Annotated in this window: 17 protein-coding genes and 1 pseudogene; 11 read left to right on the forward strand and 7 right to left on the reverse strand. The window is 56.2% G+C overall.

Annotation, left to right across the window (positions count from 1 at the left end):
- Positions 1-256: pseudogene (locus H627_RS20350) on the forward strand (IS4-like element ISLho3 family transposase); the annotation flags it as partial.
- Between the two features lie 45 nt (positions 257-301).
- Here the strand turns inward: H627_RS20350 and H627_RS20125 are convergent.
- The 5 genes from H627_RS20125 to H627_RS20130 all read right to left on the reverse strand — a co-directional run bounded on the left by H627_RS20125 (position 302) and on the right by H627_RS20130 (position 4,526).
- On the reverse strand, positions 302-514 hold the full coding sequence (locus H627_RS20125; protein ID WP_152319393.1) for a hypothetical protein: 213 nt from the start codon (positions 512-514) through the stop codon (positions 302-304).
- Between the two features lie 83 nt (positions 515-597).
- Complete coding sequence (locus H627_RS0110550; RefSeq protein ID WP_035440726.1) at positions 598-1,020, reverse strand: SRPBCC family protein; 423 nt, start codon at positions 1,018-1,020, stop codon at positions 598-600.
- Positions 1,021-1,095: 75 nt separating this feature from the next.
- Positions 1,096-3,369 (reverse strand): ATP-binding cassette domain-containing protein, encoded by a 2,274-nt coding sequence (locus H627_RS0110555; RefSeq protein ID WP_027828930.1) that lies wholly within the window; start codon positions 3,367-3,369, stop codon positions 1,096-1,098.
- A gap of 13 nt (positions 3,370-3,382) precedes the next feature.
- Positions 3,383-4,219 (reverse strand): helix-turn-helix domain-containing protein, encoded by an 837-nt coding sequence (locus H627_RS0110560; RefSeq protein ID WP_027828931.1) that lies wholly within the window; start codon positions 4,217-4,219, stop codon positions 3,383-3,385.
- Positions 4,220-4,319: 100 nt separating this feature from the next.
- Positions 4,320-4,526 (reverse strand): hypothetical protein, encoded by a 207-nt coding sequence (locus H627_RS20130; protein ID WP_152261730.1) that lies wholly within the window; start codon positions 4,524-4,526, stop codon positions 4,320-4,322.
- 119 nt (positions 4,527-4,645) lie between these two features.
- Here H627_RS20130 and H627_RS0110570 point away from each other — a divergent pair, with 119 nt between their 5' ends.
- The 5 genes from H627_RS0110570 (at position 4,646) to H627_RS0110590 (ending at position 12,128) form a co-directional block, all read left to right on the forward strand.
- Complete coding sequence (locus tag H627_RS0110570) at positions 4,646-5,569, forward strand: helix-turn-helix domain-containing protein (protein WP_027828932.1); 924 nt, start codon at positions 4,646-4,648, stop codon at positions 5,567-5,569.
- A gap of 52 nt (positions 5,570-5,621) precedes the next feature.
- Positions 5,622-6,815, forward strand: a complete 1,194-nt coding sequence (locus H627_RS0110575) for an MFS transporter (RefSeq protein WP_027828933.1) — start codon at positions 5,622-5,624, stop codon at positions 6,813-6,815.
- A gap of 179 nt (positions 6,816-6,994) precedes the next feature.
- Positions 6,995-8,257, forward strand: a complete 1,263-nt coding sequence (locus H627_RS0110580) for a methionine gamma-lyase family protein (RefSeq protein ID WP_035440728.1) — start codon at positions 6,995-6,997, stop codon at positions 8,255-8,257.
- A 51-nt stretch (positions 8,258-8,308) separates the two neighbouring features.
- Positions 8,309-10,381: an Orn/Lys/Arg family decarboxylase gene (locus H627_RS0110585; RefSeq protein WP_027828935.1), complete on the forward strand. Its 2,073-nt coding sequence runs from the start codon at positions 8,309-8,311 to the stop codon at positions 10,379-10,381.
- 295 nt (positions 10,382-10,676) lie between these two features.
- A complete protein-coding gene (locus H627_RS0110590; protein WP_027828936.1) occupies positions 10,677-12,128 on the forward strand; it encodes an APC family permease in 1,452 nt (483 codons plus the stop codon).
- Between the two features lie 49 nt (positions 12,129-12,177).
- Here H627_RS0110590 and H627_RS20135 read toward each other — a convergent pair whose 3' ends face one another.
- Positions 12,178-12,318: a hypothetical protein gene (locus tag H627_RS20135; protein ID WP_155827918.1), complete on the reverse strand. Its 141-nt coding sequence runs from the start codon at positions 12,316-12,318 to the stop codon at positions 12,178-12,180.
- A gap of 23 nt (positions 12,319-12,341) precedes the next feature.
- The gene (locus H627_RS0110600) at positions 12,342-12,728 is read right to left on the reverse strand and encodes an iron-sulfur cluster biosynthesis family protein (protein ID WP_035440730.1); all 387 of its coding nucleotides are present in this window, start codon (positions 12,726-12,728) and stop codon (positions 12,342-12,344) included.
- A gap of 281 nt (positions 12,729-13,009) precedes the next feature.
- On the opposite strand from H627_RS0110600, the gene H627_RS0110605 reads away from it, so the two are divergent.
- The 5 genes from H627_RS0110605 to H627_RS0110625 are packed head-to-tail and all read left to right on the forward strand — an operon-like array spanning position 13,010 to position 20,471.
- Positions 13,010-14,119 (forward strand): glycosyl hydrolase, encoded by a 1,110-nt coding sequence (locus H627_RS0110605; protein WP_226999204.1) that lies wholly within the window; start codon positions 13,010-13,012, stop codon positions 14,117-14,119.
- Positions 14,116-15,603, forward strand: a complete 1,488-nt coding sequence (wsfD, locus tag H627_RS0110610; protein ID WP_027828939.1) for a glycan biosynthesis hexose transferase WsfD — start codon at positions 14,116-14,118, stop codon at positions 15,601-15,603. Before H627_RS0110605 ends, wsfD begins: the two co-directional genes overlap by 4 nt.
- Positions 15,600-17,162 carry a hypothetical protein gene (locus H627_RS0110615; protein ID WP_027828940.1) on the forward strand — a complete coding sequence of 521 codons (1,563 nt, stop codon included), beginning with the start codon at positions 15,600-15,602 and terminating at the stop codon, positions 17,160-17,162. Before wsfD ends, H627_RS0110615 begins: the two co-directional genes overlap by 4 nt.
- Positions 17,159-18,412, forward strand: coding sequence for a glycosyltransferase family 2 protein (locus H627_RS0110620; protein ID WP_027828941.1), 1,254 nt, complete (start codon positions 17,159-17,161; stop codon positions 18,410-18,412). The genes H627_RS0110615 and H627_RS0110620 overlap by 4 nt, the downstream gene beginning before the upstream one ends.
- Entirely contained in the window at positions 18,405-20,471 is a 2,067-nt protein-coding gene (locus tag H627_RS0110625; protein ID WP_309299773.1) for a cellulose biosynthesis cyclic di-GMP-binding regulatory protein BcsB, read from the forward strand. Before H627_RS0110620 ends, H627_RS0110625 begins: the two co-directional genes overlap by 8 nt.
- Position 20,472: the final 1 nt, after the last annotated feature.

Genomic DNA, 20,472 nt, shown 5'->3' on the forward strand with positions numbered 1-20,472 from the left:
CGTGATGATGACGTATGACCTGTTGGCGTGGCAACAGCGGTTAAACGAGGATGAACGCACACTTGGCGATCTGTTTTACGAGATGAATGAAGTCATGCCAGACATTGCAGTAACGCAAGCACTGGCATGGCTTCTGAAGGCACTATCCACACTGGGAGCCACTTTAGTGGGCACGGCAGAGGAAGTAATAAATAACATCGTTGACCATTTTGTCAGTTTTCTTCCGAAGAATCTTGTCGACCTATTAGGAATCTGACAAAAACAAGATCATTCCCGCCGCCATCTCACAATTACCAAGGCATCAGTGCACTTTCGGGCTTTCAAGTTTCAGCTTTCTTGAAACAAATCGCGCGAGACGCCCCGCATAAATTAAACAAACAATTAGAAATGCTGGAATCAGCAAGCCTGGTGTGCCAAGCAAGCGCGGTGCCCAGGGAATGCTGAGGACCGTAGCAACGCCAAGCAGAGTGACCAGCACAATGCAATAGATTGTGTCGCATTGTTTTTTTCCCATAGTGTGCCTCATTTCTGCTTTTAAGGAAAACCAATCAAGCTCAATATAGCACAACTGCCCGCATAGCACATCAATTAGCTCAATTATTTGGTATAGGATAACCGTTCGGCCAAGTTAACCAAGTGGTCTAGATTCTCGCTGAACGCATGCTTGGCAATGGGGGCCAGCAAGGTCAGCGGCAGGCGCGGCACCGCTGTTTCATCGAGATAAACCGTTTCGGTAATCGTTGTGCCTCCTGCTTCACCAGCTAGGTCGAAAATCAAATCGTAAGCGACCCGCCCCTCGGTGCTCCGATAAACGACCTGATTAGCGGTCTTCCCGACGGCGATGTGTTCGGTTTGATTCAAGGCGGCACCAGAGCGGTGGACGGTGAAGCCATTGGCTGCTTGGGTCACGGTTTGGACCTCGGGGACCCATTGCAGTAAAGCCTCTGGATTTTCTAGGATCGTTAAGACTTGTTCCTTGCTGGCTTTCGCCATAACGACGTTCGTGAATAGTTTTTTCATAATGATGAGCTCCTTTGATTTGATGAACTCAGCATACGAAAAAAGGATGCTAGACTAAAATCAGAATACTGATATTTATGTCCGGTTGACGTTATACGCCTGCAACGCCGCCCCAGTCCGAGAATCGGCCTGGGCCATGGCTCCTTCAGGCGTGCCGGAATAAAGTACTTCCCCGCCATAAATCCCGGCATCGGGGCCCACGTCAATCAACCAATCCGCCTGGCAAATTACTTGCAGATTGTGCTCGACAATAATCAGCGAGTTGCCAGCGGCGACGAGGTCATCGAAGAGCGTCAGCAGCTTTTCAACATCCTGCATATGCAGGCCGGCTGTGGGTTCGTCCAGCAGATAAACCGTACCGGTCTTATTCAGCTGCACCGCCAAATTGAGCCGCTGTTTTTCGCCCCCGGACAGGGTCGTCAGGGGCTGGCCCAGGGTCAGATAATCTAGGCCGACGCGAGCCATATTTGCCAGCGGAGCATGAATCGCCGGGATATCGGCGAAGAAATCGATTGCCTGGGTAATCGGCATGATCAGCACATCACTGATGGTTTTACCGTGATACAAATAGCTGAGGGCCCGATCATTGTAGCGTTTGCCATGACACTGTTCGCATACCTGAACCACGGGATCCATGAAGGCCATATTGGTGATGGTGACGCCTTTGCCCTTGCACAGCGGGCAGGCACCGCGGCCGTTGTAACTGAACCAGGTCGTGGAGACGTGGTTGGCGGCCCCGAAGACTTTGCGGATCGGGTCCAAAATATCCAGATACGTGGCCGGGGTGGAGCGGATGTTGGCCCCAATTTCACCCTGGGCCAGATCAATGTAGCCGTCCTGTAAGTGCCGCCGCAGGGCCGCCATCAGCGAACTCTTCCCCGAGCCGGCCACGCCGGAAATGATGGTTTCGATGCCCAAAGGCACGTCCACGTTGACGTGTTTGAGGTTGTGCACGGTGACGTCCCGCAATGGGATCGTCTGCTTGGCCGTCCGGGGCGGGTGACGGAAGGTGAGCAGCTTTTGCAGTAAGCGGCCGGTGAGGGTATTACCAGCCAATAACTGAGGATAGGTCCCGGTGAAAGTCACCTGGCCGCCAAACGTCCCAGCGCCGGGACCAATTTCGACCACATAATCGGCCAGCGCGATGAGCTCGGGATTGTGTTCAACGATCAAAATCGTGTTGCCCTTTTCCTTCAGCCGGCGCAGGGCCTTTTTAATCAGCTCAATATCGTGGGGATGCAGGCCGACACTGGGCTCATCCAATATGTAGACCATATCCACCAGGGCGCTGGTAAGGAATTTGGCTATCTTGATCCGCTGGGTTTCGCCACCGGACAAAGAGCTGGTGCCCCGGTCCAGGGTCAAATAACCCAGCCCGATATCGATCAAAGAGCCAATCTTGCCTTGCAGTTCCCGGACCACATCCTGGGCCAGCGGGACAGTGATGGCGGCCAAGAACTGTTGCACGTGCACCAGATCCATGGCCAGCACGTCCGCAATATTTGTGCCGTTGATCTTGTTAGTCAGGACCTCCGGCCGCAGCCGGGTGCCATGACACGTTGGGCAAGGGACGCGGGTAACGATTTTCGCCAAAGCCGCCTGATGGTGTTCCGCTTCTTTTTTACCGATGATCGACCGCTTGATCCGCGGTACGACGCCTTCATACAGCGCGGTACGGGGCCATTTCGCGGGCGCATGGGGAATAGTTTGCTGCGGGGCATAAAGGAGTGTGTCCATTTCCTCTTTGGTATAGTCCTTCAGCGGCTTGTCGTTATCAAAAAGACCGCTGTTCACATATCGCCGCCAGCGCCAGGTATCAGGACCGAAGCTGACGAAGGTGATCGCGCCCTGATTCAAGGATTTATTCGGGTCGATCAGCTGGTGGACGTCGATATCATCAACATAACCTAATCCCTGACAGGTTTGGCACATCCCTTGGGGCAAGTTGAACGAAAAGGTATCGGAATACCCGATAAACGGTTTGCCGATGCGTGAAAACAGCAGGCGCAGCAAGGAATAAATTCCTGTGTAGGTCGCCAGGGTGGAGCGGGCGTTTTTCCCCACCCGTTTTTGTTCGATCACGATGGCGACGGGTAAGTGGTCGATTTGGCCCACGTGGGGCTGGCCGTACTTTGGTAAATACTGCTGGGTGAAACTGGGAAAGGTCTCGTTCAGTTCTCGCCGGGATTCGGCCGCAATGGTGTCAAACACTAAAGATGACTTGCCGGAACCGGAGAGACCGGCGAAGACGGTGATGGCGTATTTGGGTATCTTCAGCGAAACGTGTTGCAGGTTGTTTTGGGTGGCATCGCGCACGGCGATATACCCCCGGTCAAAAAGTGCAGTGATGGCGCAGTCCCCCTTATTGTTCTGGAAAGTCGCTGAATACCTCTTCACCAAACAGTTCGTTGAACAATTCGGACCGGCGCTGGGCATCATTGGCGGCATCCGCCTGACCCAGGGCTTCCGCCACTTTGGCCAGCAAGTAATAGGCGTTAGCTAACATGTAGTGGGAATTATGGGCCGTGGTAAAGTGGATCCCTGCGGCTAATAACCGCGCGCTTTCGGTATATTGCTGATCATGATAAAAGATCAACGCTGCCAAGTAGAAGATAATATTCAGGTTCTCATCGTAACGCGCTTTGGTGATCCCCTTCAAGGCTGCATCGATATCGGCTTGAATCGCCGGCGACACTTGCTGACTCTTCAGCATGGCAATATAGGCCGCGCTGATCTTCGCCAGTCGGGTCAGCACCGGCGGTACCTTGGTCCGTGTGGCGCTGGCCAGGGACAGCTGCAGATTTTGCTGGGCGTCATCCCAGTCTTTGGCACCCTGGAACTCCGCGACGGCCAGATAGTAATAGTACGCCTGCGTCTCTGCCCCGTCGGCGATGCTGTCGATGACGGCGTCCCGGTTCAGAAAAGTCAGGAGCTGCTGATATTCGTGGGCATCGCACAATTGGGCAACTTTTTGATTAAAATCAGTGCGCTGGCCAATGGCAAAGTTATTAGCCAGGGTGATCGCATCCAAACTCAAGCCCAGCCGCTGGCACAGGGCAATCAGCAGCGCAGCATTCGGCGTGTATTGATCGTGCTCAATGGCCGACAGCATAGCTTGGGAACAAATATCCTGGGCCGCTTGGGCCTGGGTGAGGCCGGCATCCTGCCGGGCTTGTTTCAGTACTGGGCCAATTGCCATGAATGAACAACTCTTTTCTCGGATAGTTAATACTTCTATCATACAACAAAGAAAAACGCCTGACCGGTCCAAAAACCAGGTCAGGCGTTTTCTCTCGTCCTTACCGACTGAACAATAAGCGGAAGTACCGGGTAATTCGGGTCTCGTCCCGGCGCAGGGTCCGCACGAGCCGGTTACCGTAAATGATCCAGCCGCCGTCTGTGAAATAGACCAGGGCCATGGCGATCAAGCTCATCATAATAATGGCAATCATGCCAAGAATCATGTCCGCCACCTTCTTCTTTTGCCGCGCAACATCTTTCAACACTTTAATTATACCACGAATGTAAGCGATTGCTTATTTGGTGTCTTGGAAATTAACCGCTGTTTCTTTCTTTGAGGCCAACCGATTGGGTATAATGATCTGACGAGAGAAAGGTGACGAAAATGGCACACGAGATTGGTCCGCTGCTCAAAGAACTCCGCGAAGCCGAAGAGCTGACCCAAGCCCGACTTTATCAAAACGTCTTGAGCCGGCGGCAGGCGATCCGGCTGGAGGCTGGGGAAACCGACATCAAGGCCGAGCACCTGCTGACGTTGTTGGATCGGCTGGATATGGCACTGCCGGAGTTTCAATACCGCTTGCAAAAGCGCCAGCCCCAAGTCGCGCCGCCCACACCCCAAACGGCCATGCTGGACACCGTGGCGGCAAAACTCAATACGTGGCTGGATGCTGATATGACTCCCGGCGAGGTGCGGGCAATGGAAAACTTTGCGCTTGGCCGCCCGTTTTTCACCGTGAACCAGATCAAGACGCTGATGACGATTGCGGCTAGACTGCCCTGGGACGCGTATGATCGATTGACTAAAAAACTGGCGGCGCAATTAGCGGATATGGCGGATATGCCCGGGGTACAGCGCCTGCGCTACACTCTCTATTTCAACAAAACCATGTTTTCCCTGTTGGGCGGCTTGCCGGATACCGCGTTGCGGCTGGTCCCGCAGGCTCAGGCACTGGCCAGTGACCGAATGGATGATCAGATCATGCTGCAGTTTCTGCAGCGTATGGCCGAGACGCTGGTGACCAAGGATCCGGCCGCTGTGTATGCAGCCACGGAAGGACTGATCACCCATCTGCGCGGCTTGGGCTTGGCAATGATGGCGGATTCATTAATCGATAATCGGCGGCACATGCTTTCTTCGGTGAACCTGCATCCCCGCTGGACGCCAGCGGAGTTAGGGGCGGCCGCGCGGCTGTTTGCTATTGTTCCGTGGGAATTAAAAAAAGATCGGCAGGGTTATCTGGCTAAATTTCCGGGATTGCTGGCCGCCGCTGGCCAACCGCTCAGTGCCTATCGCGATGTCTATTAATCCGCTATAATGGACGAATACGTTTTCAAATTGGGGAGAAAGTGGGAGAAAATTGTACTCGTTATTGTTAGCCATCATTTACATTGCCTTTATTAGCCTGGGCTTGCCTGATTCTTTGATTGGTGCTGGCTGGCCGGTCATGCACACCGCGCTGGGAGTGCCGATTGCGGCGGCGGGGCTGATCACTATGCTGATCGCTGGCGGGACCATTGTATCCAGCATCCTGTCAGACCGGCTGACCCACCGCTTTGGGGCGGGGCTGGTCACCGCAGTGAGTGTTTTGACGACGGCGGTGGCCTTGCTGGGCTTTTCATTAGCCGGGCAATTTTGGCAGCTGTGTTTGTGGGCGATCCCTTACGGTATGGGTGCCGGGGCGGTGGATGCTGCGCTGAATAATTATGTTGCCTTGCACTATGCCGCCCGGCATATGAGCTGGCTCCATAGTTTCTGGGGCGTGGGGGCGGCTATTAGTCCGTACATCATGAGTTTTGCGTTGAGCAGCGGTCAGGGCTGGACCGGCGGGTATCGCATCGTCGGCTTATTGCAGGTGGGTCTCGCCGCGGTGCTGCTAGTAACCTTGCCGTTGTGGCGCCAGGGTAAAGAGCCCGCGTCCACTGCGGCGGCTGCGCCCGTTCAGCCCGCCACGGCGCCGCTGCACCTGGCTCAGATCATCCGCATCACCGGCGTGCCTTTTGTACTGACGGCTTTCTTCGTTTACAGCGCCGTGGAACAGGCCGCGGGTATTTGGGCCAGCAGCTACTTAGTCCAAAGCCGCGGAGTGGCTGTGGATACCGCTGCCAGTTTTGCGTCCTTCTTCTATCTGGGCATCACCGGCGGCCGCTTTCTTTCCGGCTTCATCGCCGATCGGCTAGGGGACCGGCGGCTGATTCGCTGGGGCGCAATTCTAGCGCTGGCTGGCATCGCCCTGATCGTGCTCCCATTGCCGACACCCTTGGCCTTAGCCAGATTGATCATCGCCGGCTTAGGCTGCGCGCCGATTTTTCCAGCTATTATCCACGCCACGCCGACGAATTTCGGGGCCAATCGGTCCCAGGCAATCATCGGGGTGCAAATGGCAGCGGCGTATCTCGGCACGGTCTTCATGCCGCCGCTGTTCGGCTGGCTCGCTGGCCGGGTGAGTATGGCGTTGTTCCCGCTGTATCTGCTTTTCTTCGCCATTGTGCTGTTGGCGGTGACGGAACGGCTGAATCAAGTGCTGGATCGGGAAAAAAGCCGCTTCGAATAAAGCGCTTGTTCCACGTGGAACACTGGTTTTACCGGTCCCTATCCTCTATACTTAGCCCTAAGGAGGGTAAGACGTCGCTGGGTCCGGGCTGTATAGCCGTTGTGGTGCTCTCTGAATTTTTTTCAGAGGACTTTTTTCATGGCGGTTAAAATTGCACCCTGGGCCGGCGGCGATACATTATGCAAAATTGGGAAGATGAGTTTGATCCAAAACTGGTAGCGCTGATGCACCAGGCGGACAAGAAGATTGCCCCGCGCTTGGCGGAGATCGACGATCAGATCGTGCAAAATCAGGCCAAGGTACTGCGAGCATTTCAAAAACACCACGTGGCGGAAAGCCATTTGTACGGCTCCACCGGGTACGGCCATAACGATGAAGGGCGGGACGTGCTGGAGGCCATTTACGCCGATGTGTTAGGCGGCGAAGATGCCTTGGTGCGGCCGCAGCTTGTTTCCGGCACCCATGCCATTGGGGTCGCGCTACTCGGCTTGGTCCGGCCCGGCGATGAGATTTTGTACATCACTGGCGAACCTTACGATACGCTGCAAGAAGTTCTGGGCATGGCCGGCAACGGCATTGGCAGCCCGAAGGAATACGGCATCGGCGCAGATTATGTGCCGTTAAAGGCAGACAACAGCGTGGATGTACCAGCGGTGCAAAAACGCATCGGCGAACACACCAAAGTCGTCGCGATCCAGCGCTCCCGGGGCTACGCCACCCGGCCGTCCTTCACCGTGAGCCAGATCAAAGAAATGATCAAGGCCGTGCGCGCAGTGAAGCCGGATGTGTGGATCTTTGTCGATAACGCCTATGGCGAATTTTCTGAAACCGTCGAACCATTGGAAGTTGGCGCGGATATTATGGCCGGCTCGCTGTTTAAGAATGCTGGCGGCGGTATGGCCAAGACCGGCGGCTACATTGTCGGGAAGAAAGACTTGATCGAACGGGTCAGCTACCGGTTGACTGTGCCGGGGATCGGCGGCGACGAAGGGGCCACCGTGGGTCTGCTCGCGGATATGTTCCAGGGCTTCTTTATTGCCCCGCAAACCACTGGCAACGCCATTAAGGGCGCAATTTTCGAATCCGCTCTATTCGATAGTCTTGGCCTGGACGTTGACCCGAAGTGGGATGCACCGCGGACTGACTTGATTCAAACCGTCAACTTTGGCAACGCGGCCGACATGATCAAGTTCGCGGAAGCCGTTCAGGCCAGTTCGCCAGTGGATTCCTTTGTTACCCCGATCCCGGAGCACATGGCCGGGTATGAGGACGAAGTGATCATGGCCGGCGGGACGTTTGTCTCTGGGTCGACCATCGAATTCTCCGGGGATGGTCCGATTCGCCCGCCATATACCATTTACATGCAGGGCGGGTTGACCTATGCCCACGTCAAGGTGGCCACGATGCAGGCCGCCCAAAAAGTCTTTTTCGATAACAAGTAATCCGGGGAATCGGGCCCACCGTAACGGGCCCCTAATTGGGAGGTAAATAGTATGTTTCTGAAAATCGGCACCACGCCTCAGTTGGCCCAAGTCCTGCACAACTTGCCGCTGACTGATCTTGCTCAGACTGAACTCGCGGGGATCAACGCAGCGGTGATCGCAGATACCGATGCCACGAATATTAACCAGCTGGCAGAAAGTCCCCTGCCTATTCCAGTCTTTATCCTCGGGCAACAGGCGCCGCCGAGCCTCCCTGGGGCACTCCTTTTGCCCGCCATCACGGACACGGCCATTGCCCAAATCAAAGCCGCTGCGCTGCAATACGAACAGCGGCAGATCCCGCCGTACGTGGCTGATTTGCTGGACTTTGCCCAGGCCGATCCGACGACCTTCGCCACGCCGGGCCACCACGCCGGCCATTACGATGAACTGGCCCCTGCCGGCTGGCTGCTTAAGCAAGCCTATGGCCAGACCTTTTTCAGCAGTGATACCTCCGATGTGGTCACCGCACTGGGCGATATGCTTACCCACGGCGGCACACCGCTGACCGCGGAACAGGCCGCTGCCAAGCTGTGGCACGCGGATAAGACTTATTTCGTCACCAACGGGACCACGGGCTCCAACAACATCGTCGCCAGCGCCATTCTCCAACCTGGCGATCTGGTGCTGTTCGATCGAAACAACCACAAGTCCGTGTACAACGGCGCGCTGGTCATGAATGGCGCTATTCCGGTCTATCTGGATACCCTGCGCAGCGATCTCGGGCTGATCGGGCCGATAGATCTGAAGGACGGTACGGAAGAAAAGCTGCGTAATTATCTGCGCACCTTTGCCCCGAAGCAGGCCGATCAGCCCCGCCCGTTCCGGTTAGCGGCCCTGGAGTTGGAGACCTTTGACGGCATCGTGCCGGACGTGAAGATGCTTTTGGATCGGTTTGGCAAACTGGTGGATTACATGCTGTTTGACGCCGCCTGGGGCGGGTATGAGCCCTTCATTCCGGCCATGCGGCCAATGGATCCGCTCCAGCTGCCGCTGGGGCCGGACGATCCCGGGATCATCGTCACCCAATCCGTCCATAAGCAGCAGTCCGGCTTTGCCCAGACGTCCCAGATTCATAAGAAAGACAGCCACCTCAAGGGTCAGGCCCGCTACGTCAGCCATGCTCAGTTCAACCACGCCTATTTGAAGCACGTCACCACCAGTTATTCTTACCCCCTGTATGCGTCATTGGCGGCGAACGTCGCTTTGAATGAAGGCACGGTGGGGCAGAAGATCTGGCGGCAGGCGCTGGCCGATTCGCTGGCCTTCCGCCGGGCGCTGGACGATACCCAACTGTTCCGGGCATACAATAGCCCGGAATTGATTACCGCGGAAACCGATACGGCCTATACCGATCCCCAGGCCTGGGCGTTGGCGCCCCAGGCCAAGTGGCACGGTATACCGGATTTATTGCCGGGACAGGCTTACTTGGATCCGGGCAAGGTCACCGTCGTTTTACCCCATGACCGCCAATTGGGCGTTTCCGGCTGGGTCGTGGACCGGTATTTGCTGGACCACAATATTGTGCCGGAAAAGGCCGACTTCAACTCGCTGCTGTTCCTGGTGACACCGGGCTCGCGGATGACCGACTGGCGCCGGCTGCTGGATGTATTGAAGCAGTTCGAGACGGATTTCTTCAACGACAAAACGGTGGCGGAGACGCTGCCCAAGCTGGTGGCTGAAACCGGCGACCGTTATGCGCACATGACGCTGCGGGCATTATGCCAGCAGCTCTCGGATTTCTTCAAGGACGAGCAGCTGGTTACGCGCCAGCGCTGGTTGTTCCAGAACAGCAATAACCGGGACCAAGTCATGTCGGCGGCCCAGGCGGATACGATCTTTGCCACGGGCCGATACGAAACGGTACCGCTGACCCAGAGTGCGGGCCGGGTGGCGGTGGAAGGGGCGCTGCCGTACCCGCCGGGAATTTTCGTGGTGGTGCCGGGGGAGACTTGGACACTGCCGGCGATCGATTATTTTCGGTCGTTGTTTGCGGGGATCGCGCGGTTCCCGGGGTTCACGCCGGAGATTCAGGGCGTGTTCGCGGATGATGACGGGGATGCGATGGTGCATGTTGCGAAGTAAATAAAGCGGTCGTTGTACGCCGTGCCAAGTGCTCCGCAAGCTGCGGCTGAGGGGGCTGGCGACGCGCAGCAAGTGCGAAGCCGAAGGCGTAGCTAGCCATGACGGCGCTTGGAGCCCGCTGCGCGGTCTCCAAGTCGCCTAACCACATCGGCGGCAAAGCCGCCGTGTGGTTTCCATGGCTGAGCCCCCTCAGCCTCCGCTTGCTACGCACTTGGCACTACATACGCCAGACTCGCCACACTAAAATTGAATTGATTTCCAGCACCACATTTTATATTTAATACGGAGGATCATTATTGTGCAGGAAGAAATCACCCCGAACCGGCGGTATATGAGCTGGCCTGTTTTGAGTCTGCTTGTTTTTATTACCGTTATTGGGTTCGAAAATATCTTTTATCCGTTCCAGAACCAAGGCTTATCGGTCGTTATTAACTGGGTCATTTTGCTGGTGATTTACATCGTGCCCTATGCGCTGATCTCGGCGCAGTTGGGGACGACGTTTACCCGCGCTGACGAGGGCGGCGGGTTGGCGACTTGGATGCGCCGGACGTTGGGCGACACTTGGGGGTACTGGACGAGCTGGATTTATTGGGCGCAGACGCTGCCTTACCTGGTGGATGTGTCTAACTCGGTCATTGTCGCGTTGTCCTGGCTGATTCTGGGCGATAACACGCTGGGGAAGCGGATGTCGAATTTGACGTTTGGCCTGCTGACTTTCGCCATTATTCTATTGTTTATTGTGTTAGAAAACCTCTTCTCCCGTTCCCTGGAAGTGATGTCCTTGATCGGCGGGGCGGCGATGTTTTTGATGGCGGTATTGTTCGTGGCGCTGACTGCGGCCGGCTTGGCCAAGGGCGTCCACTCCGCAACGATCTTCACTTGGGCGGCGTTCCGCCCGCATTTCTCCATGCATTACTTCGCCACCACGGGGCTGTTGATCTTCGCCACGTCTGGGGCGGAGTTGGGGGCGACGTATGTGGCCCAATTGTGCAACCCGAAGAAGGAGTTTCCCAAGGCCATGTGGGCACTGGCAATTATGACCGGCTTCCTGGTCATCTTCGGTTCCTTGGCCCTGGGGGTCTGGTTCAATGCCAACCATTTGCCGGATGACCTGAAGATGAATGGCGCCTACTACGCCTTCTCCATGCTGGGCAAGGCCTGGGGCTGGGGCAAGACGCTGATGTACATGTTCGCCGGCACCCAGCTGCTGTTCATGCTCGCCCAGCTGGCGGTCTTGATCGATGCCTCCAGTCGGGTGCTGTCGGCGGATACGGCCATGCGCTTCATGCCGAAGTGGCTGCTGCAGAAAAATAAGCAGGGCCGGCCGGTGCACAGCTACATTTTCACCGCCGCCCTCTGCCTGTTCCTGCTGCTGTTATCCGGCACCTTGCCGAACATCAACGCCATCTTCAACTGGCTGCTGAACTTGAACGGGATCGTCTCTCCGTACAAGACCGCCCTGGTCTTCGTCGCCTTCCTGGCACTGCGGGCCCAGGCGGATAAGTTCACCTCCGGCTACACGTTCATTAAGAGCAAAGCCGGGGCTTACCTGGTCGGCGGCTGGTGCTTCGTCTTCACCTTCATCTGTGCCACTCTGGGCTTCTTGCCCCAGGAAGTGGTCTTTGGGACGACTGGGTGGACGCACCAACTGGTCATGAATATCATTTCGGTCATCGTTCTGTTCGGTTTCGGCTTCATCATGCCGTTGCTGGCGCGCCGCGATATTGCGAAAGAAAATCTAGAGTAACCTAAAAAGCGGGTCGTCACCCCAGCGGATGACGGCCCACTTTTTGCATTCAGCGATACTTGTGTTCAGCGGTTTCCTGCCGCTTCTTAGCGATATTGGCTTGTGCGTTCTCATCGGCAATCTCGGTCCACCGATCGGACCGATTCGCCCCGAGCAGGACTTTGAAGAAAGTTGCAATGGCGTGCCGCATCAGAGTCACGTCCTTTCTCTCTCCTACCGCGCCGGATTCTCCTTGATGCCGTTGGGGTCAGTGAAATCAATGAAACCGACGTTGGTGTCAATGTCGCCGGAATCTCCAGACAGGCTCATCGTGTCGTATTGCGGGTGGAAGCGCACGACCAAATGATCATCCATGCCTTCCATCCCGTAAGCTTTGACGTAGACCTTGCCCAGATTGGAATCAATCGTGGCGTCGTAGGTGTCCAGCGAAGCTTCGGGTCCGATGATGTTGATGGTGAATTGGGTCTGCATGTGGATCATGGCGTGTTGGGAATAGGGGCCGACCCCATCCTCAAACGTCAGCAGCAGCCGATCGCCGTCTTTCCAGCGATCCTGAATTCGTTTTGTAACGGTTTCGTCGAATTTAATATCTTGAGTCATGATAGAACCTCCTTAATCCAACAGTGGTGCCCCTGCTAGGCACCACAGACAGTGTAAAACTGTAACCCTTTCAAGCGTCTACAGTATACGGCGAAGTGGCTGAAAAGGGGCAAACGACGCTCACTGAGAATGACTAAGCCGCCTGACTAGTCTGACTGAAAGTGAGTGTCGCGGTCTAGGCCAATGTATGATATAGTTGCATAGAAATATTTAACCGTATTTATATAGAAGAAAAATCACTTAGGCAGGAGATTCAGCGTATGCACTAGGGGATTGGTTGGTTGATTATCGGCGGCGGGATTTTATTAGCGGGTTGTACCCAACAGGCGCAATCGGCCAACACGACTATTGATGCGCCTAAGGTGGCGCTGGTGGCGCCGCAGAAGGACACCGATTTTGCGGCGGCCCGCCAAGCTCTGACGCAGTTTTTGACCAGACAAATGGTTCAACCGGATGGTATTTATACTAACTTTTTGGATAGCCAGGGCACCGGCGATACCGCGACGGGTCATGAATATTTAAGCGAATCCACCGGTCTGTGGCTCCAGCATCTGGTGCTGACGAAACAGCCGGCGGCGTTCAAGACCTTTTATCAACGCAGCAAGACGACGCTGTGGCAAGGGCAGCAGTTTACCTACCGCTATGATCCCGCCCGCAATTATCGTTATCCGGTGAACGCCGGGGTGGATGATTTGCGCATCGTGAATGCAGTGGGGCGGATCACCCGCCAGACCAAGCAATCCGCTTGGCAGCATACATATACGAAGCTGGCCCGGACAGTCTTGGCTAATACTGTGCCCCAGGGCCGGGTCGTGGACTACGTCGACGCCCAGACCCATGAACGGGCCCAGCAAACTACGCTGTGTTACGTGGATCTGGCCACGCTGCAGCCGCTGCTGCCAACGCGACAGTACGCCCAGGCCCTGGCTTTAGTCCAGACGGGCCGGTTGACCGGGTACTTGCCGCTGTATGCCACGCGCTATGATTTTCAGAAGCACGCCTATACTGGGACAGACAGCATTAATATTGTTGAATCACTGCTCACCGCGGTGCATTTGGCCGAAGTGGAGAAAGTGCCGGCGGCGACGGTGAATTGGGTGAAGGATCAGGTGCAAAACGATACGCTGTATAACCGCTGGGGGGCCGATGGGACGCCCCAGACCACCGACCGGTCCGCGGCCGGTTACGCGCTGGCGGCCCAACTCGGCTTGTTTACCGGCGACCGGGCTTTGGCCAAATTGGCCCTGCAGCGGGCGCTGGCCTTTCAAATCACCGCGGCCGGCGCCCCGCTCACCGGGGCCCTGGGCGATCTGCCCAGCCAGCAAGTTTATTCCTTCGATAATCTCACCACCCTAGTGACCCTAGATATGTACTTAAACGGAGAATCATGACCCAATTCAAAAATAAAATTAAACAATTCGGCCGTATGGTTCAGCAATGGTGCTCACCGGCTCTTTTTGCCGTGTTGGCGGCCGCCGTCATCGTCGGGCTCTTATTATTTGTCCCGCCGCTGAACGGGTACGCGGACAATGGCGATTTTTACCGGATGATGGATGCCGTCGGGCTGTACCATCGGCTGGGCCAGCCATACCGCATAGTGGCCTACATTAATCCGACTTATGGCATTCGCCAATACTTTAACGAAAATACCGCCGCGCTGTTTTCTTCCCAACCGCTGTTCATTCGTCCGGCGATTTGGTTGAATCAGCTGGTTTTCAACCGCTTAGTGTTTGATATTCGCTTCCAAGGGATCATTTATTATGTTCTTTTTTTGGGCGCTTTGTATCTTGTGGTGCGGGCGGTGACCCGGGGCCGCGGTCTGCGTCAGTACGTGTTAGCCGCCGTCTGTGTCTTTGTTTTCGCCGACAGCAGTTATACCCTCTACTTCAATTCTCTGTTTGGCGAAGCAGCCATGGCAGTCACCGGCATGGCCGCCGTGGCGGCGTTATTATTGCTGGCTCGCCGGGAAATTCGCCCAGCGTGGCGGCGCTGGCTGCTGCTGGCGATTTTTCTGTTTAGCGCCGGCCTGTTGATCACGGTGAAACAGCAAAATGCCCCGCTGGCTTTAAGTTATATGGTCATGGCGCTGGGCCTGCTGCCGCTGCTGCCGCGCCGCAAAAAACTGTTAGCCGCCGGAGTGCTGGCCGCGCTGCTGATTACTGGCGGGATGACTTACAAATTGATCACGCCGGAGTTTCAAAACATCAATCGATGTCAGACAATGACCCGGGGTATGTTGTTAATGGATAAAAATCCGGGTAAAACGCTGAAAGAGGGAAAGATCAATCCCCAGTTTGCGCTGCTGCGCCAGTCTGTTTATTACCAGAGTTATCAGCCGGTGAACACTCGGGGGACCGTGGTCCAACGGGATTTTGTCCAGCGGTTTGATTTCGTCTGGGTGCTGCGCTTCTATCTCACCCATCTGCCCGCGTTTGGCCGGATCCTGGATTTGGCAGCCAAGGATGGGCAGCTGACCCAGGTCAAAGCAGTGAGCAATTACTCAGCCGCCAGCGGCCGGACCAAGCAGGCGCAAACCCATTATTTCACGGGATTCAGCAGCTTTATGGGTACGTTCTTTCCAGCAAAGTTTGCTTTTTATTGCTTATTTGTGGCGGTTATGATGGGATTATACGCCGGCGGGGCATATTTGGGCTTTCGCCGCCACCAGGCCTGGCCGATTATGAAATTGGCGGTTGTGACGGGGCTGGGGTCGATCATTATCGGGGTGATGGTGATCTCGGTGGTGGGCGATGGCGACGCGGATCTGGCGAAACATTTGTTTATGGTCGCGCAGAGTACCGATTGGCTGCTGATCCTGCTGCTCAGTGACGTAACCAATCAAACCCTGTTCCGGGAACCGGAGACGGCGGTATGAACCGGTGGCTGATCGTGATTTTTGCCAGTTTGGCGGGGCTGATCGGTTTCGCCAACCCGGTCCAGGCAGCGGCCCCGGAGCGGGTCCTGCTGGTTTACGATAGTGAAAATATCCAAGCGGATGGGCAGTACCAAATCGACAGTTTGAGCCGCATACTAGCCAGTCTGCATATTGTTGTTCAACGGGAGAATATGAGCGCCTATCGATCGGGCACACTGACCGATCAGCGGTTCAGCGGCGTGATCACCATGGTGAATTGGCACCAAAGCCGCTTGACCAATGCCCAATTTCTTCGGGACCGGACGGCTTTTACCGGTAAAAAACTGCACATTGGCCAAAATCTGACGGCAGCGGAACAGGCGGCTTTGGGGGCGGGACAAATACTGACCCACCAACAATACACCTTACAGGATACGGCCAGCGGGGCACGCCAGTTACTGCCGTTCATGAGTGATCAATGGTCTTTATTTCCGGCAACAGGAGAGCGGATCGGCACGCTTCAGCAGCAAGGCACCGACCGGCAGTATGCTTTCGGGACGATTCGCGGCAATCAGGCCTATTTGCCGACCTACAGTGCCAGCGGGCTGACCAATGTGCTGAGTACGCGGTTGCTGGCGCAGTTCTTTGCCGGCCGCGCAGCCGAGCAGAATCCAGTACTGGTCCTGACGGGGGTGACCCCTGTCAGCAATCTCCCCTTACTGCGCCGGACCACTGCGTTTCTGCGTCAGCAGGGGATTCCCTTTACAGTCAGTGCCACGATGACGGCATTGAATCCAGAGTTGCCGGAACATAGTGCCTACCTGCGGGCACTGGCTCAGGTGCAGCTGGACGGCGGGGTGATTTTCTGGCAGGTACCAGAGGTGTACGATCTTACGGCCCAGACCGCCGCCATCCTGCGCCAGCAGTTCAATGCTCAGCTGGGCGAGGCCATTAAAGAAATGGTTTATCCGGTGGGTATCAGTGCGCCGGGGTACTGGCAATTTGACCGGACCTTCCGCCAGTCCTTGACTCCGGCAGACCAGACCGTGCTGCTGCCGGATCCGCGGAATTATGACTTGCGCCGGTACGCGCCGACCACGACGGCTGCGCCGCTGCCGCAGGCTCTCGCCGCGCTGGCCTGGGCGGAGGAAAACACGATGACCGGGGTCGAGGCGCTGCGGTTTGCGGCCCCCACGGCCCTGACCATTGCCCTGCCAACGACGACTAAGAATTTCCAGGCCCTGCGCCGGCAGGTCCGGCGCTGGCCCCAGCAGACCTGGCGGGCGCTGGGGGAAGACCCGGTGGCCCGGCAGCTGCAGGGTGCTCGCCATACGGTGGCAATCACCGCCGGCCAGTACACCGTGGACGGTCAAGAGGCGGTGCTCGGTCAGCGGGCTGTGCCCCATGCCCAGGCGAAACGGACAGCCACGGCTGCGTCCCAGGTCAATGCGTTTACCCGCTGGCAGGGCACGGTCTTATTGATTTTTATTATTATCGCGTTGGCGATCCTAACGGCCTTTCTGCTCTACGGTCGGCGGATTTACCGCAATCAGTTTCAGCGAAAGGGGCCTAAACCATGAGTGTGTTAGATTGGTGTTTGCTGGTGGCGATCACGACAATTTGGCTGATTCTGGTGGTCAATGTCGTGCTGGTCATTGCCGGCTACTTAGAATATCTGCAGCAAGTGAAGCGGCCGGTACCGGCGCTGCCCCAGGTACCGCCGTTTGTCTCCGTCATGGTACCGGCCCATAACGAGGGCATTGTGATTGTAAAAACCGTGGAGGCTTTGCTGCGTTTCGACTACCCCCAGGACCGCTATGAGATCATCGTCATCAACGACAACTCCGATGATGATTCCGCGGTGCTGCTGGCCGCACTGCAGCGGCAGCACCCGGATCGCCAGCTGACCATCGTGAACACCGATGCGGCCAATGGCGGCCGGGGTAAGAGCAATGCCCTGAATATTGGGCTGGCTGCGGCCCAGGGCGAAGTCTTGGCGATCTATGATGCGGACAATACACCGGAAGCCGGTGCGCTGCGGATTCTGGTCAGCGAACTCATGGCCGATGACAGTCTGGGCGCGGTGATCGGTAAATTCCGCACGCGCAATCGTCATGCGACCCTTTTGACCCGGTTCATCAATATCGAGACCCTCTCGTTTCAATGGATGGCCCAGGCTGGCCGCCAGCATTTGTTCGGATTGTGTACTATTCCGGGAACCAATTACGTCATTCGGCGGGAATTGATCGATGCCATCGGCGGCTGGGACGTGCAGGCCCTGGCGGAGGATACCGAAATCAGCTTCCATGTGTATCTGCACCATTTGCGGATTTTATTTCAACCCAAGGCCGTTACCTGGGAACAGGAACCCCAGACGCTGCCGGTGTGGTTTCACCAGCGGACCCGCTGGGTGAAGGGCAATATCTATGTTATTTTGAAAAATCTGCCGCTGCTGGCCAAGCCCAGTGCCCGGATCATTCATTTTGATCTGCTGTATTATCTGGCCATTTATTTTCTGCTGATGGCGTCGCTGGTGTTGTCCGATATCGTCTTCGTGTTTTCCGTCGCTGGGGTGGTGCACTCGCATCTTCAGGGATTTTCCAACACCTTGTGGCTGCTAGCCATCATTTTGTTTGTGGTGAGTACGTACACGACGATCACGACGGAAAAAGGCGAACGCAATTTCAATAATGTTTGGATCATTATCTTAATGTATGTCACGTACAGCCAGATGTGGCTGGCCGTGGCCGTTTACGGGATGGGAGAATATATTCGTGAACAAGTATTTCACAAACAGGCACGCTGGTATAAAACGAAGCGCTTTGAGTAAAGGAATTACCGCCTGGGTGCTGGGGTGGCTGTTGGTGTTAGCCTTTGGGATCACGGCGGTGCACGCGGCTGATCTCACCTATACCCAGCCCCTGCAAAACGTGACCCAGTCCTTGACGGGGCAGGGGATCACCAGCGATACGTATTTTGTGAAAGAAGACTACTGGGATGTGCAGCAGGCTAAGCTGATTTTTCATTATCAGGTGAGTCAGTTGGCGGACCAGCGGACATCAGACATCACGGTGGTGCTAAATGGCGTCAAGTTTGCTTCTTTTCGGCCGAAAAATGCGGCGGGGCTGCAGACGGAAACGATCCAGATTCCGTTGCGGCTGCTGGCCGGGAGCAATCACCTGCAGTTTATGGGCCAGGACCTGACGACCGCTGCCGGTACCGCTCAGCGGGTGCAGACGCCTGCCAATTGGCTGACAGTTTACCCGGAATCCAACGTGAATTTTGTTTATGCGCTGAAGCCGCCGGAACCGGCAATCCGTTCGTTTTACGCCCATTTCAGCGGGATGGACACGATCAGTAACGGCCTCAGCGGTATTGCGGTGCCCCAGAGCCCGCGCAATGCAGAACTCACGGCGGCGACTTACGTCCTGGCGGGGTATTCCCGGGTGATGACCAATGAACAGGATCAGGTACCGATTGCCCCCTTTGGTACCGCGGATTTGGCGAAGCGGGTCTATCAGGTCGTGATTGCCCGGGCAGATCGGCTGCCGGCCAGTTTGCGCGGCAGTATCAGTCAGACTGAGTTAGCCAAGGGCGCAGTGATCCGGACGGTTTACCGGGGCGGCACGTATTATTTGGTACTTACCGCGCGCACCGATGCGCTGCTGATCAAGGCGGCCCGCTTTGCGGCCAACCAGGAATTGATGACCCAGACCCGGGCCGCGGAAAAAACGATCACTGCTGCAACGCCCACTTACAGCAGTTCGCTGCAGGATAACAACGGCCATTACCAGTTGACTGCGGCGGGTACCCAGCTGACCGGCGCCGGTCGGCAAAGTGCCGCCTATTTTGTGCGCCTGCCCATGGATCAAACCAACGCCGCGGGCAGCCAATTCCGGCTGACGTTCCGCTACGCCCAGAACTTGGACTTTGCCCGCTCGCTGGTGACGGTCTACATCAACGACACGCCCATCGGCAGCCAGCATTTGCGGCGGACGGCGGCCAACCAAGCAACGCTGGCCCTGAATATCCCCGCCAAGCTGGCTGTGGGCGACGCGATCACGGTGCGGGTCGCCTTTGATCTGGCCCTGGCCGGCAGCGGCAGCCAAGACAATGACCAAACCCCCTGGGCCTACGTCGCCCCCCAGTCTGAGTTATTTGTCCGGACCAAACCGGTGACGGATCAGTTGTTTTCTAACTATCCGAGTCTGTTTCTGAAAAACAACCGGTTCAATCAGATCGCCATCGTCCGGCCCCGGACCATGACCCCCAGTGACTTTGCTACTTTGACCAATATTGTGAATTTGCTGGGTAATTTCGCCAAGAGCAACACTGGTGAAGTGGTCTATTATACAGGTCAGCCGGCCGCCGCAGTTTTGGCAAACCACAACGTCATCGCCTTCGGGACACCCCGGGCTAATTCCTATATCCATGCCTTGCAGCCTCATCTGTATTTTCAGTTCAACAAGACAGAAACCGGCTTTGTCTCCAATGAAAAGCTGAGTATCGAAGCGGCGTACGGGCGTACTCTAGGGACTGCCCAATTGCTGCGTTCGCCGGTGAATAAAAATCATGTGGTGCTGGTGGTCACCGGCGGAACGCCCCAAGCGGCGTATCTTGGTTCGACGCAAATCAATTTTCAGAAGAATATTAGCCAACATGCCGGTGATTTGATCGCGGTGGACAGCGATAACCAGCTCTATAATTACCGGTTCAAAAAGACAGCCAGTCCAACAGCCCCCAAGTCCCCAGTGAAACGGCTGCTCAAGCGGTCCAGTCTGGTGATTTACTTGACTGTGGCGGCGGTGATCTTCATCGTTTTGGCAGTGCTGGTTGTCCTGCTGCTGCGCAAATACGGCCGTCAATCAGGGAAAGGGCGTGAAGAATAGT

The sequence above is a fragment of the Schleiferilactobacillus harbinensis DSM 16991 genome, assembly GCF_000425885.1.
Lineage (GTDB): Bacteria > Bacillota > Bacilli > Lactobacillales > Lactobacillaceae > Schleiferilactobacillus > Schleiferilactobacillus harbinensis.